Source organism: Akkermansiaceae bacterium, from assembly GCA_019634595.1.
In the GTDB taxonomy this organism is placed as follows: domain Bacteria; phylum Verrucomicrobiota; class Verrucomicrobiia; order Verrucomicrobiales; family Akkermansiaceae; genus Luteolibacter.
In genome coordinates this window covers 37,210-50,837 of the sequence record JAHCBC010000005.1, presented here as the reverse complement: position 1 = coordinate 50,837, position 13,628 = coordinate 37,210, and the positions used below count along the sequence as shown (strand labels likewise).

Sequence of the window (13,628 nt, the reverse complement as noted above, 5' to 3'; positions counted from 1 at the left end):
CCGCCATGCGCTCCTTTTCCTTCACCCTCTTCCTCGCCCTGCTCGCCGCGGCCATCTGCGGCGTCATCGGCTGGCAGTTGAAGGAAGGGAACCTCGACGCCATACTCGGCGTCCCGCCCGTCCAGCCCGGGGAGCGTCTCTACACGGACTTCCTCCCGGATGATGTGGCGAAGATGTCCGTGGAGTCCGGCGGCATCCACCTGGAGTTCGTGAAGGACGGCAGCACCTGGAAGTCCACCGCGCCCCCCCATGACCGCATGGACCCCAGGGCGGCCGCCAACATCATCAACTACACCCTCGGCCTCACCGTCACCGACCACGCCCCGACGGATGAGATCGACCGCACGGAGGCCGGCCTGCGCGATGGCAGCGTGCAGATCGAGCTGGAGGACACCTCCGGCGGCTCCCTCGCCCGCTACCGGCTGGGCATCCGCACCCCCTTGCTGACGGAGAATCCGCAGACCGGTGACAGCACCGCCAACTTCTACATCCAGCCCCGCGAGCGCGGGAAAAAAGACCACGTCTATGCCTGCACCGGCGACATCTCCGGGCTGTTCAAGGACGGTATGAAGCTCCTGCGCGACCACCAGCCCTTCTACGTGAATCCGCTGGCCCTCCAGAAAATACGCCTCCGCACGGACCAGGGGGAACTCACCCTGGGACGGGAACTGCCCACGGGGGAGACGCCGAATCCCCCGTGGCGCATCGTCAAGCCGCTGGATCTGCGTACGGACCGCGACCGGATGGTCGCCCTGCTGGAGGGCATCGTCCAACTGCATGCCTCCAGCGTGGTGGACCGCAGCTCCGTGACGCTGCCCGCCCTGGACGCCTCGTCAAAGTCCTTCCAGATCGGCGTGACCGCCTACGGCCAGGAAAAGGAAACGCTGCTGGAGGTCTATCCGCCGGAGACTCCGGACGCCGCCGAGTCACTCGCCACCATCAGCGACCGTCCGGACACCGTCTTCCATCTGCCGCGCAAGGCGGGGTCCGGCTCCCTCGCCAACCTGCCCCTCACCGTCAACGAGCTGCGCGACCGCGCCCTCACCCACCTCAACATCAAGAACGTCCGCGCCATCTCCATCACCCCGCTGACCGGCAGCAGGATCCTCCTCAGCATCGACCCGCCGAAGCCATGGCAGGTCGAGATCAACGGCGTGACCCAGAATGCCAACGAGCAGCGCCTTTTCGCCCTGCTGAAAATGCTCGGCACGAAGGCCACCGGCATCGAGAGCGACGCCGCGCCCGACCTCGCGCAATGGGGGCTCGACAAGCCCTTCCTCGTCATCGAGGTCATCGACGGCAACAACCAGGCGCTGCGGCTGAACTTCGGCATGGACCAGCAGGGCGGCGTCTTTGTCAACCGTCAGGGCACCCCCACCGTCATGAGGATGGAACGCTCCATCCTTTCCTCCATCTCCATCCAGCCGCATGAGTGGCGGCACGCCCTGCTCTGGTCCATCGCCGGGGTGGACCTGGAAAGCGTCCAGCGCACCGTGCGGAATGATCCGCCGCTGGACCTCACCTACAACGACGCCATGGAAACCTGGCGTGGCCGCATCGGGGACACCGATGTCACCGACCGCATCGAGCCGGCGAAGGCGAAGGCCATGCTCAACGCCATCCTCTCCGTGTATGTCTCCCGCTGGCTGCCGCTGGCGGACGCCGGTGCGGAGGCCGCCCTGGCCAGCCCGGTCTTCACCCTCACCACCTCGGAGATCCAGGTCGATGAACTCGGGGATGACACCGGGGAAAGGAAGCGCCGCACCCTCACCCTGGCACCCATGACGGACTCCGCCGACTACTACGGCAGGCTCAGCGGGGAGCCGCACCCCTTCGTCATCGACCGGGACACCGCGTTCAAGCTCGGCATCGACCCGTTGGAGAAAGCGCAGCCGTGATCTCCTCGCTCCGTCTCCAGGACTTCCGCTGCTTCCGGTCGCTGGACCTCGCCGCTCCCGCCTCCGGCGTCGTCCTCACCGGGGACAACGCCCAGGGGAAAACCTCCATCCTGGAGTCCATCTGCATGCTCGTGCGGCTCCACTCCCCGCGCACCCACCGCATCGCCGCCATGGCCCGCATCGGCACTCCCGGCTTCGGCATCGCCGGAGATCCATGGGGCCAGGAGAGGAAAGTCCGCCACTCCCGCGACGGCCTGCTGCTGGAGACCGACGGCGAGCCGCAGACCAGCCAGACCGGCTACCTCGCCGACGGCGGCCTGGTCGTCTGGATGGGGAATGAGGACCTCGACCTCATCCGCGGTCCGGGTGAGGGCAGGCGGCGCTACCTCGACTTTCTCGGTGCGCAGGTCGATGCGTCCTACCGCCGCTCATGGGCGCGCTACCGCCGCGCCCTGCGGGCGAAGAACGCCCTGCTGAAGGACGGCCGCCCGCGCGATGCGGAGATCGCATCGTATGAGGAGATCCTCGTCGAACACGGCGGGAACCTCATGGCCATCCGCGCCCGGCTCGTCGCGGAGCTTTCCCCCTTCGCCGCCGCCGCCCAGCTTTCCGTCAGCGGAAAGGAAGAACCGCTCACCCTCCGCTACCTCCCCGCCAGCGGACCGTCCCTGCGCGACTCCATGCTCCAGGCCCGCGAGCGGGAAATCCGCCTCCGCCAGTCCGTCGTCGGTCCGCACCGCGACGACCTCGAACTGCGGCTCCACGGCGTGCCCGCCTCCGAGTTCGCCAGCGAAGGCCAGCAGCGCACCATCGCCCTCGCGCTCAAGCTCGCCCAGGGCGCCCTGCTCGAGCAGCGCGGCGGGAAGCTCCCCATCTACCTCATGGACGACATCTTCGGCGAGCTGGACCCCGGCCGCCGCAACGCCCTCATGCGCCACCTCCCCGCCGGAGCGCAGAAGTGGATCACCACCACCCACCTCGGCTGGCTGGAGGAAACACCCGCCCTCGGAGAACTGGCCCGCATCACCGTCTCCGGCGGCGCCATTTCGTGAAGCGGACGGAACCGTAGCCGCGTCCCCGTAGCTGCGGCGTCCCGCCGCAGGCCGTGATTGCGGCGTCCCGCCGCAATTCTTCCACTGTGGCTGGGCCATCCTGGCCCAGGCCGTTGCAGGGGCATCTTGCCCCTGTCTTCCGCCCGTGAAACCGGACCGCATCTCTAACAGACGTCCATCCCGCGGAAACCCGGCACTGCTCAATACACCTGCCCTGCCATAAGATTGATTTCCCTGCCGTCCCGGCATTGCTATGGATAAAGCCAGCCGCGCTTCGCGGATAAATTCATCACCCCACCCTGAACACCGACCTGCCGCAGATGGACACCACCTTGCTCCTCCTGACCGCGTTTGCAGCGACCTTCCTCGCCGGTCTGGTGATCGGTTTCATGTCCGGAGTCGCGAAGGGATTGGTTCTGGGCGCGAGATTCCGCACGGGCCGCCCGGCATCGCCGCTGCCGTGGATCCTTTGCTTCGTCGCCTCGGGCGGCTTCCTTCTGGCGGCCGCAGCCACCACGGTCTATTCCACCTGGTTCCTCTCCGCCGGCATCAGGACCACCGCCACGGTCAACGAGATCATCGAGCGGAAGGACGATGACGGAAAGGTCAGCCGGACCACCCGCTACACTTACCGGGACAGCGCGGGCACCTCCCATACGGGCGAAACCTCCCTCAGCGGTGGCCGCCCATCCGCAGCCGGGGATGCCATCCCTGTCCGTTACCTCAGGGACTCTCCCGGCAAATCACGGATCGACACCTTCCTGCATCACTGGTTCGCGCCGATCTTCCTGGCGGGCTGGTCGATCTTCGCATGGGCCTTGGGCATCGGGTTGCGCTGGTGGCGCAGCCGGGAACAACAATGGACTGAAAAACGCCTGCTAGCGGCCGGACCCGCCCCCGATGCCTGACCCTCCGGCCCTTCACACACATGCATCTCTATCTTTCATCCTACCGGATCGGAGCGGAAGGCCATCTGCTCCGCGAGCTTGGAGGGGAGGGAAAAGCCTTCGTGATTGGGAATGCCCTCGACTTCTCCGGAGATGTCGGGCGGCGGAGGAATGGCATCGCTCGTGAGATCGACGATCTCGGCACGTACGGTATCACCGCGGAGCCTCTCGATCTGCGCGACTTTTTCGGCCACCCGCAGCTTCTTGCCAATGAACTCGAGGGTGCGACGATGCTCTGGGTGACAGGAGGGAACACCTTTCTCCTGCGGCGTGCGATGGCGCTGTCCGGTCTGGACGAATTCCTCCATGCTAAAAAGGACGCTCCGGATTTCCTCTACGCCGGATACAGTGCCGGAGCGTGCGTCCTTTGTCCGTCGCTGGAAGGCATCCACCTGGGGGATGATCCCGATGCCCGGGCCGAAGGCTACGCCGGAGAAGTCCTGTGGACCGGGCTGGGGTTGATCGACTACTACTTCGTGCCCCATTTCCGTTGCGGGCATTTCGAGTCGGATGCGATGGAGACGGTCGCGGCCTACTATCATGTGCGGAACCTCCCGTATCGGACAGTCGCGGACGGAGAGGTCATCATCGACAGAACCCACCACCGCGAACCGGAACCGTAGCGGAAATCGTGAAACTTCCGGCTGGGAGGAAGTCCATGAGGGACTGGAGCGGGTTCGTTCGCAGACATTCACCCCGCCGAATTTCTCACGAAATTCGCTACCCCCGGAATGCGCCACATCCGCTCACTCCCGGTCACCTGTCAGCTTGCGGAAGATTTCGCCTTTCTCCCCTTCGGGATTGGGAAAGGGCGGCATGCCCTTCGGGGTGACCACCACACCTGCGGAAGTCAGGAAGACATCCTGGTTCGCGGTTCTGGCGATCTCACGCAGGATGGTGTCGAGCGTCACCTTCGTGCCATCGTAGGAAACGGTGAGGGGTGGGTGGTTTCCGGGATCCCCGGCGACCGGAGCGGGCGGCACCAGGATGATGACCAGCGGAGACGCCCCCGGCAGCGGGCTTTCAGCCGTGGATTCCTCCACCCGCTTCTTCAGCTTGTCCAGTGCATCGGAAAGCGTGGATTCCTCCACCCGGAACGAGCTGAAGCGGATGTCCCGCAACTGCGCCTCCAGCACCTCCAGCGGGACGGCGCTGGCACCGGCCGCGAAGTGCAGGAAAAGCAGGCAGGCTGCGGACAGTGCGCGTTTCATCCGAGAAGATAGCCCGTTCCCGGCGTGGCCGCCACCGTTCCTTTCCACCCGGAGGGCAGCGAAGGCCGTGAGACCTCCCGCTGGGAGGAAGCTCATGGAGAAGCCGCAGTCCTTTTTCCAGCAGACGCCTTCCCCGCCGAACCTCTCACGAGGTTCGCTACATCACGCCATCTCCAGCCCGCGCATGGTGCCGGTGCTGGTGGCGAAGCGGTCCGCGCCGATGCCCATGCGCTGGAGCATGCTGACGAAGAGGTTCGGCAGCGGATAGTTGTGCTCCTTGTCATAGGCCAGGTGCTGGCCGTGGCGGAAGCCGCCGCCGGCGAAGAGGATGGGCAGGTTGGTCGTGACGTGGGTGTTCGCGTTGCCCAGATTGCTGCCGTAGAGGATCATGGTGTGGTCCAGCAGGTTGCCACCGCCCACCTCGTTGCGGGACTTCAGGTCCGTGAACAGCTTGTCCAGGTGCTTCATGTGCTCCCGGTCGATCGTTTCGAGCTGGCCCAGCTTCGACTCGCTTTTCCCGTGGTGGGAGAGGTTGTGGTAGCCTTCGGAAATGTGCGCGCCGTCGATGTCGAGCGCGGGTGAGTTCACGCTGTCCAGCATGAGGGTGATGAGGCGGGTGGAGTCCGTCTCGAAGGCGAGGCGCGCCATGTCATACATCAGGCGCACCTTCTCCATGTATTCGCGCGGGTCGCCGGGATCGACGGGGGGCTGGTCCTTCACCACGGGCTTCGGCTTCGTCTCCCACTCCGCGGACATCTCCAGCCGTTGCTCCAGGTCGCGCACGCCGGTGAGGTACTGGTCCAGGCGTTCCTTGTCGTGGGCGCCCACGCCGTGCTGGAGCTTCCGCGTCTGGTCGGCGATGGTGTCCATGATGCTCTGGCCCAGCGCCAGCCGCCGCATCTGTTCCTTCACCTCCTCCGGGGAACCACGGAGGAAGAGTTTCTTGAAAACCTCCGACGCCTTTTCCTCGCACGGGATGAGGACGCCGCCGCCGGTCCAGGAAAGGCTGCGGGAGCCCTGCACCACATTCACCCCAAGTGTGAGGGAGGGGAAGCGGGTCAGGTGGCCGATCCGTTCCGCCATATACTGGTCCAGGGAGATGGTGTTGCGGAAGCCGCCGCTGCCCGGGTGCGGTGCGGCGGTGAGGAAGCAGTTGTCCGCCGGGTGGCCGCCGTCCACATCCGGGTGCCACACGCCGCTGAAGACGGTGAACTGGTCGCGGTGGGCGGAGAGGTGTTCCAGGTAGGGGGACAGCTTGTAGCCGCGGCCCGTTTGGTCCATGGCGGGGAAGAACTTGTCCGGCAGCAGGCCCAGGTTGTTGCAGATGCCCAGCATGCGGCGCGGCTGGGCGGGCTTTGCCTCCGCGGCCCGTGCGAAGGCGGGGAACATGGCGTCGAGCATCGGCAGGCCGAGGGCGACCCCGGCCCCGCGCAGGAAGGACCGGCGGGAGAGCGCCGCCTGGGTGGATACGTGGAAGGACTTCATGGGCTTCGCTTATTTATGGAGGAACAAATGGCTGGAGACAAGCTCCCGGATGAGGGTGCGGACGCCGAAGCGCCCCGCCTCGCAGCGGTCGAGGATGCGCTCGACCTCCGGCCGGTCGCTGAAACGCGCGGGAGAACCGGTGGAATAGACGAGCAGTTGCTGGAGCAGGTTGCGCGCGACCTGGCGCTCGTCGGAAAGCATCAGCTTCTTCAGCTCCCGGATGTCCTTGAACGCCCTGCCGTCCGGGAGCACGCCGGAGCAGTCCACCGCCGGGCCGTCATGGAAGTCGAAGGCCTGGCCGTTCTTGCCGATGCCGACGGTGCGGGTGCCCTCACCGAGCGCGCGGTACTTGTCCCGCCAGCCGCCCAGCACGTCGAAGCTCTCCAGCGCGAATCCCGCGGGGTCGATCTTCACGTGGCAGGTGTTGCAGCTTTCCTGGCTGCGGTGCTTGTCGAGCTGCTCGCGGATGGTGGTCGCGCCACGAGTGTCCGGCTCCACGGCGGGGACGCTGGCGGGCGGCGGTGGCACCGGCTTGCCCACTAGGCGCTCCAGGATCCACACGCCGCGCAGGACCGGGGAGGTGGTGGTGCCGTTGGCGGTGACCTTCAGCACACTGGCCTGCGTCATCAGCCCGCCGCGCGGACTGTCCGCGGGCAGGGTGACTTTCAGGAAGTCGCTGGTCCCGGCCTTCGCCGCCGCACGGGTGTCCTGGTAGGGCTTTTCCAGCCCGTAGTGGCGGGCCAGCCGCTCATTGACCATGACAAAGCGGGAATCAACCAGATTCGCGGCGGGGAGGTCCTTTTTGATCAGCTCGGTGAAGAACGCGCGCGTCTCATCCGCAGAGGACTCCACCAGATAGTCGTCCAGGTAGTAGTCCGGATAAAGGAGCGCGTCCGGGGAGGTGGCGTTCACCTTCCGCAGGTCCAGCCAATAGTCGAGGAACGCGGCGGTGAAGCGTTCCGACCCCCGGTCATCCAGCAGGCGGTCCGCCATGGCCCTCACCTGTTCCGGCTTGCCCAGCCCCCCCTCCGCGGCGGCGGCACGGAGAAACGCGGGCGGCTCCGAGTTGTGCAGGAAATAGGAAAGCCGCGCGGCCACCGCCGGGGCATCCAGCGCGCCGGGCTTCTCCTCCAGCGTGACGAACTCCGGGGAGCAGAGGACGGCGGAGTAAACGGTGAGCATGGTCTCCCCGAAGGACGCGCCGGAACTCAGCGCCGTCCGCGCGAGGTTCATGAAACGCAGCATGTCGTCATCGGAAGGCGGCCGCCGGTAGGCGCGGGTGAGGAACCCGTGCAGCAGCGCCGCCGCGTCCGCCTCCGGGTTCCGTGGCGTGACGGTCCAGTTGTTCCTGCCCTGCTTCTTCACCGGCAGGTTCCCGAACATGAGCCTGACGCCCGCGTCCAGGCCGGGTTCCGGCAGCGGACCCTCCACCTCCAGCCAGTGGAACGCCACGCCAGGCTGGCCGTCCTTTTCCGCCAGCGGATTTTTGAAAGCCGGCGGGCGGGAGCGGAACAGGCGCACGGCGTCCGGGCGGATGGTCTCCGTCTTCACCAGGTAGGTGTCCAGCTCGCTGACGGACTCCTCCGGCGTGACGCTGAAGGTGCCCAGCTTCCGCAGCAGGCGCGGGCGCTTTTCGGAATAAAGGCTCACCGGTTCCTCCGTGCGGCCCGCGGACACCTTGTCCTGCACCGGCTTCCACCATTTCTTGTCATCCAGCGGCCCGGCCCAGAACGACTTCGCCTTCACCCGCAGCTTGTAGCGGCCGGACGCGGGCGCGGAGAATCCGTTGAAGGAAATGTCCAGCGGCTCATAGCTGCTGGCCACCACGCCCACGGACTCCTGTTCCCGGCGCACCGGGTCGTTCGTCCGCAGGCCGACGGTCACGGCGTCATCATCCGTCAGCGCGGGGATGTCCGCCTCATTCCCCACGATGAGGAAGGTGGCGCGCTCCACGGAGCGGTTGAACTCGCTGAAACGGGAGCGCCGCCACAGGCTGGTCTGCTCCCGCGCGTAGTAGCGTTTCACCTTCGACGGCACGCCGGAGGCGGAGCGTTGCAGCACTTCGTTGAGGGCGTACTCCGCCGCGGAAAGGTAGCGGCTGATCTGCACGTGGGAGACATCCAGCGCGTCGCCCACCTTGTTGAAGCGCTGGGACTCGCCGTCCTCCGGCAGCATGTCCTTCACCTGCAGCCACGGCGCGCCCAGCAGGTCGCGCAGCGTGTTCTCATACTCGTAGCGGTTCATCCTCCGCCAGGTGGAGCGTCCCGCCGTCCGGATCTTCAGCGCGTCCGCCGCCGCCAGCGCGGTGGACAGCCCGCCCAGCAGCTTCTCCCGCTCCGCCGCGTCCGGTTGGTCCTTGTTCTTCGGCGGCATTTCATGCTCCAGCACCCGGTCATGGACCTTCACCCACTTCGCGAAGGTCTTCGGGTCCTCCAGGTCGAAGGGCAGCGCCGTCAAGTCCAGGTTCCCTTTCTTCGTCTCCGCGTCATGGCAGTCCGTGCAACGGTTCTCCAGGATTTCCGGGATGCCCGCCGGAGGCGCGGCCTGGGAACGGAGACAGGAAACCAACAGGAGAAAGAGGAATCGGCGCATGGGTTTCGCTTCAGGGGTGGGATACGTGGTGGGGAGAGGGGATTTTTCAGGGGTGTGATGGCAGGGACGCCATTCCATGGCGTCCGGCGGGGGGCGGCGGCGGAAATCCTCGGGCTTTCGCACCACGACAGATGTCCGGGAGGGGATCGGTGGCGTCTCTTCGCAGATTGGAATCGGCGGATCATGGCGGTGCTCCCCGCCTGACCGCACGGAGTGCGGTCCCTGCCTTGCGGTCCCCGCCTGCGCTCTTACGATGGCTTGGTGGAATCCCAGCCGATACGCCCGGGGAACCATACATGCGGCCAATCCGCGTAATCTCCGACCAGTCCCGCACGCACGGGGTTCTCCCGGATATATGCCCAGGTTGCCAGGTGGTCACCCTCACTCCGGATGCGATGGTCGAAGTAGTCACGCTGCCAGCCAATCCCAAAGGTTCTGGCGGTGTATCGCTTCCAGTGGCCGATGACCGATCCCATGCCCTGGCCTTTCTCCCATGAGAACGAAATGAGCGCATGCAGGTGATCCGGCATCAAGAGGACCATCTCCGGCCACCACCGCCGGTTCTGCTGATAATGGCTGATTGCCGAGAAAATTTTCCCGGGCAGATCCTCTGCCGTCAGTTGGGCTTTCCCCCGGACACTGCAGTTGATGGTGATAAAAAACACGGCATCCTGAACCACCCAATCCGGGGGAAGATGAATCGGACTTCGGGCGGATCGGTCCGGCCTGGAGTTCGGCAACATACGGCAGATTGAATGGGCCGCTTGTCCGGTTGGCAAGCAGCAGAATGGATTGCGTTTCGGGGCAGCAAGGCAGGGACGCCATTCCATGGCGTCCGGCGGGGGGGAGGGGCGGCGGGAGATATCCTGCGGCTTTCGGACTACGGCAGATGTCCGGGAGATGAGGGGTGACATCCCTTATTGGATTGGAACAGGACAATCATGGTGACTCCTCCCCGCCTGACCGCACGGAGTGCGGTCCCTGCCTTCTGACGTCACGGCAGGGACGCCATTCCATGGCGTCAGGCGGGGGGCGGCGGTGGATATCCTGCGGCTCCGGGATCATCAGGGGGTAGTTCCACACGTGATTGGTGCGTCATTGAGGATTGGACCCGGATGGTCCTGGTGACTCTTCTCCGCCTGACCGCATGGAATGCGGTCCCTGCCATCACTCACTCGCGGTTCCGGGAATCGATGACGATCGTCACCGGGCCGTCGTTGACCAGGGTCACCTTCATGTCCGCGCCGAAGATGCCGCGGCCGACCGCACTTCCCGTCTCCTTTTCCAGTGCGGCGCAGAACGCCTCATACAACGGCTCTGAAACGGCGGGCGCGGCGGAGCGCAGGAACGACGGCCGGTTCCCTTTTTTCGTCGAGGCATGCAGCGTGAACTGGCTGACCACGATGATGCCGCCGCCCGCCTCCGTCACGGAGCGGTTCATTTTCCCCTCCTCATCCGCGAAGATCCGCATCCGCGCCACCTTTCCGGACAGCCACTCCACATCCTCCGTACCGTCCCCATCCTCCACTCCCAGCAGGATCACCAGCCCGTGATCGATCTCCGCGGTGGTCTGGTTATTCACAGTCACGGACGCTTCAAGCGTGCGTTGCAGGATGGCTCGCATGCCTTCTTTTCAAGCGTTCGATTCCATTTGGCAATGACTGTCTGCAAGGGACAAACAGAGTCTGTTCACCGCCATTCACAGGATATTCACAAAGCGGTTGTTCACGGCCATCCACAGGTTGCTCACACCGATTTTCGCGGACCATTGTTCACGATCGTCCACATGGTGTCCACACGTTGTTCACAGACGCCGCTCCATCATCGGCGGGCGATTCATGGCGCGGAGACACTGTCCGCAGCAGGGTGTCATTGACCAACGGGGAGCCGTTTGGCACTCTCTCCGCCCCGCTTCTTTTCATGGCCGCCGACACCAAACCACCGTCCACATCCTCGCCGAATTCCTACCTCCAGCAGGGGGCGGCCGCGGTGGATGACGTGACACGCGCGCTGCCGCATGCCGTGGGGCCGGAAAAGAGCCTGCTGTCCTCCATGCTGCAGGACCCGCAGGAATACATCGGCGTGGCCATCGAGGAAAAGCTGACGAAGGACCACTTCTACCTGCCGTCCCACTCCACGTTGTTCGCCTTCCTGGTGGAACTGTTCGAGGCCGGGCAGGAAGTGGAGCTGGTCTCGCTGGTGCAGCGCCTCATCGACCGCGGCCTGCTGGACCGCGTGGGCGGCCCCGCCACCCTGACGGACCTCTACACCTACGCCCCCAGTCCGGGGCATTTCCGCAGCCACCTGCAGCACGTGAAGGACAAGTTCGTCCTCCGCTCCATCATCCAGAACGCGAACGCCGCCATCGCGCAGGCGTATGACGCGCCGGACGAGGTGGCCGGCCTGCTGGACTCCGTGGAGCAGAACGTCCTGGCCATCCGCGAAGGATCCGAAACGAACCGTGCGCCGACGATCAAGGACTCCGTCCACGAGGTGCTGGAGCAGTTCCAGTCCCTGCTGGCGGGGGAAAAGGGCGCGCAGGGCGTCAGCACCGGCTTCAGCGAGCTGGACCGCATGAGCAGCGGCCTGAAGCCCGGTGAAATGTTCGTCGTCGCCGCCCGTCCGTCGATGGGAAAGACCTCCTTCATGATGAACATCGTGGAGCACATCTGCATGGACCTGCAGAAGCCCTCGATGGTGTTCTCCTGCGAAATGAGCTCGTTCCAGATCGTGCAGCGTCTCATTTTCGCACGGGCGAAGTTCGCGCTCAGCCAGCTCTCCCGCGGCTACACCCCGGCGAAGGGCGACCTCCAGCGCATCCAGCGCGCCGCGCTCGAGATCGCGGGATCGAAGCTCTTCATCGACGACACCGCAGGCATTTCCATCAACGAGCTGCGGGCGAAGGCGCGGCGGAAGAAGCGGGAGGAAAACATCCAGTTCATCGCCATCGACTACCTCCAGTTGATGAAGTCCCGCACGAAGCAGGCGGAAGGCTCCCGTGAGCGGGAGATCGCGGAAATTTCCTCCGGTATCAAGGCGCTGGCGAAGGAACTCAGCCTGCCCATCCTCATCCTGGCCCAGCTCAACCGGGGACCGGAAAGCCGGAGCGGCAAGAGCCTGGGTGTCCCCCGGATGTCCGACCTCCGGGAGTCCGGCTCCATCGAGCAGGACGCCGACATGGTCGGCCTGCTCTACCGGACCGCCTACTACGCCGAGGACGCCGAGGACAAGGAAGCCAAGGCCGGCGAAGCCGAGCTGGTGCTGGCCAAAAACCGTAACGGTGAAACCGGCCACATCCCACTCACCTTCATCGCGGAGCTGATGCGCTTCGAGACCGGCGCCCCCGCAAAGGATCCGGAGTAAGGGGCAGTTAGGAGGGAGGACACTCCTGTCCTCCGGCTGCAACCGGAACGCAAAGCAAAGGCGTTTTGGGATAGATCCATCCTTCACTTCATTCCCCAATGCCGTCGGAGGACAAGAGTGTCCTCCCTCCTTACCCCCTCTTGACTTGTCTCCCGTGATCCATTCGACTTTCGGGAATCCATGAAACCCATCGCCTTCCTCTGTGCCGCCGCCTTTGGCTCCACCCTCGCCTCCGCCGAACTGAAAACCATCGACGTCGGGCCGAACCCGGAGAGCGTGACGAAGGGCTTCGGCGGAAATTACTACGTCACCCTCATGGGGCCGACGCGGAATCCCGGCGATGGCGACGGCTCCATCGTCGTCATCGAGGATGGTGTGGTGAAGCCGTTCGTCAGCGGACTGCATGACCCGAAGGGCATCGTGTTCCTGGAGGACTCCCTCATCACCGCGGATTTCACCCAGGTGTGGAGGATCGATTCCAAGGGGGAAAAGAAGTTGCTGGCCGGGCCGGAGGCTTTCCCGCGGCCCATCCTTTTCCTGAATGACGTGGCCATCGCTGCGGACGGAAAGAGCGTGCTGGTGACGGACATGGGCGCGCGGGACAAGATCGCCGGGCCGGATGGATTCTGGCCGCTGGACAGCGCGGAGGCGAAGGCCGTGCCCGCGGAGGGCCGCATCTATCAGATCACCCTCGACGGAAAGGTGACCGAGGTGGTCCCGGCGGACGAGCGCATGAAATGCCCGAACGGCGTGGACGTGACCCCGGAGGGCAAGATCCGCATCGCCGAGTTCTTCACCGGCAACATCTACGAATGGGAGGGCAACGGAGCGTTCAAGATCCTGGCGGAAGGGCACCGCAGCGCGGACGCCATCGTCCATGATTCCAAGGGCAACTTCTACGTCACCGAAGTACGGACCGGCAACGTGTGGAAATACCCGGGCAAGGTGAAGATGGGCGAGGGTCTGACCGCCGCAGCCGATGCCTTCGTCGATGAAAAGGCGGGCGTCCTCGTCGTCCCGGAAACCAAGGCAGGCAAGCTGGTGTTCCTGCCGCTGTGACCGGGCGGATGCTCCGGGGCC

11 protein-coding genes are annotated in these 13,628 nt (G+C 65.2%); 6 read left to right on the top strand and 5 right to left on the bottom strand.

What is annotated here, in order from left to right; genetic code table 11:
- Positions 1-5: 5 nt before the first annotated feature.
- From KF712_18260 to KF712_18245, 4 genes are all read left to right on the top strand, one after another.
- Positions 6-1,898: a DUF4340 domain-containing protein gene (locus KF712_18260; GenBank protein ID MBX3742934.1), complete on the top strand. Its 1,893-nt coding sequence runs from the start codon at positions 6-8 to the stop codon at positions 1,896-1,898.
- Positions 1,895-2,950, top strand: a complete 1,056-nt coding sequence (gene recF / locus KF712_18255) for a DNA replication and repair protein RecF (GenBank protein MBX3742933.1) — start codon at positions 1,895-1,897, stop codon at positions 2,948-2,950. The genes KF712_18260 and recF overlap by 4 nt, the downstream gene beginning before the upstream one ends.
- 320 nt (positions 2,951-3,270) lie before the next feature.
- Complete coding sequence (locus KF712_18250; GenBank protein MBX3742932.1) at positions 3,271-3,858, top strand: DUF3592 domain-containing protein; 588 nt, start codon at positions 3,271-3,273, stop codon at positions 3,856-3,858.
- Positions 3,859-3,878: 20 nt separating this feature from the next.
- Entirely contained in the window at positions 3,879-4,520 is a 642-nt protein-coding gene (locus tag KF712_18245) for a Type 1 glutamine amidotransferase-like domain-containing protein (protein ID MBX3742931.1), read from the top strand.
- Positions 4,521-4,643: 123 nt separating this feature from the next.
- Here the strand turns inward: KF712_18245 and KF712_18240 are convergent, their stop codons facing one another.
- The 5 genes from KF712_18240 to dtd all read right to left on the bottom strand — a co-directional run bounded on the left by KF712_18240 (position 4,644) and on the right by dtd (position 10,809).
- Positions 4,644-5,108, bottom strand: a complete 465-nt coding sequence (locus KF712_18240; protein ID MBX3742930.1) for a hypothetical protein — start codon at positions 5,106-5,108, stop codon at positions 4,644-4,646.
- 162 nt (positions 5,109-5,270) lie between these two features.
- The gene (locus KF712_18235; protein MBX3742929.1) at positions 5,271-6,593 is read right to left on the bottom strand and encodes a DUF1552 domain-containing protein; all 1,323 of its coding nucleotides are present in this window, start codon (positions 6,591-6,593) and stop codon (positions 5,271-5,273) included.
- Between the two features lie 9 nt (positions 6,594-6,602).
- Entirely contained in the window at positions 6,603-9,185 is a 2,583-nt protein-coding gene (locus KF712_18230) for a DUF1588 domain-containing protein (GenBank protein ID MBX3742928.1), read from the bottom strand.
- Positions 9,186-9,433: 248 nt separating this feature from the next.
- Positions 9,434-9,850, bottom strand: a complete 417-nt coding sequence (locus tag KF712_18225) for a transposase (protein ID MBX3742927.1) — start codon at positions 9,848-9,850, stop codon at positions 9,434-9,436.
- 506 nt (positions 9,851-10,356) lie between these two features.
- The gene (dtd, locus tag KF712_18220; protein MBX3742926.1) at positions 10,357-10,809 is read right to left on the bottom strand and encodes a D-tyrosyl-tRNA(Tyr) deacylase; all 453 of its coding nucleotides are present in this window, start codon (positions 10,807-10,809) and stop codon (positions 10,357-10,359) included.
- A gap of 296 nt (positions 10,810-11,105) precedes the next feature.
- On the opposite strand from dtd, the gene dnaB reads away from it, so the two are divergent.
- Both dnaB and KF712_18210 read left to right on the top strand, forming a co-directional pair.
- Positions 11,106-12,548: a replicative DNA helicase gene (gene dnaB, locus KF712_18215; GenBank protein ID MBX3742925.1), complete on the top strand. Its 1,443-nt coding sequence runs from the start codon at positions 11,106-11,108 to the stop codon at positions 12,546-12,548.
- Between the two features lie 180 nt (positions 12,549-12,728).
- Positions 12,729-13,607 carry an SMP-30/gluconolactonase/LRE family protein gene (locus tag KF712_18210; protein ID MBX3742924.1) on the top strand — a complete coding sequence of 293 codons (879 nt, stop codon included), beginning with the start codon at positions 12,729-12,731 and terminating at the stop codon, positions 13,605-13,607.
- Positions 13,608-13,628 lie beyond the last annotated feature (21 nt).